This window comes from Streptomyces beijiangensis, from assembly GCF_017315755.1.
GTDB lineage: Bacteria > Actinomycetota > Actinomycetes > Streptomycetales > Streptomycetaceae > Streptomyces > Streptomyces beijiangensis.
Genome location: NZ_JAFLRJ010000672.1, coordinates 1 through 501, shown reverse-complemented (window position 1 = coordinate 501; position 501 = coordinate 1). Strand labels below are relative to the sequence as shown.

The window sequence follows — 501 nt, the reverse complement described above, 5'->3', positions numbered from 1 at the left end:
GTCCAGGCCCGCGTGCTCGAAGCAGAAGGTGAGGAAGTCGCGGACGCTGTAGCTGGTGCCGGTGGCGACCACGTAGTCGTCGGCGGTGGGGGTCTGGAGCATGCGCCACATCGCGTCCACGTACTCGGGCGCGTATCCCCAGTCGCGGCGCGCCTCCAGATTGCCCAGGTGCAGGAACTTCTGCTCGCCGCGGGCGATCCGGGCCGCCGCGACTGGGGATACGCGCCCGAGTACGTGGACGCGATGTGGCGCATGCTCCAGACCCCCACCGCCGACGACTACGTGGTCGCCACCGGCACCAGCTACAGCGTCCGCGACTTCCTCACCTTCTGCTTCGAGCACGCGGGCCTGGACTGGGAGCGCCATGTACGTTTTGACGAGCGGTACTTGAGGCCGTCCGAGGTCCCCGACCTGATCGGCGACGCCTCCAAGGCGCAGCGCGATCTGGACTGGCGGCCCACCGTCCTCACCCCGGAACTGGCTCGCATCATGACCGACGCG

At 68.9% G+C, this 501-nt stretch carries 2 pseudogenes; one reads left to right on the top strand and one right to left on the bottom strand.

What is annotated here, in order from left to right:
• Positions 1-204 (bottom strand): annotated as a pseudogene (locus J0695_RS44575) (GDP-mannose 4,6-dehydratase); the annotation flags it as partial.
• Between J0695_RS44575 and J0695_RS44570 the strand changes: the two are divergent.
• A pseudogene (locus J0695_RS44570) lies at positions 121-501 on the top strand (GDP-mannose 4,6-dehydratase); the annotation flags it as partial. The pseudogenes J0695_RS44575 and J0695_RS44570 overlap by 84 nt on opposite strands.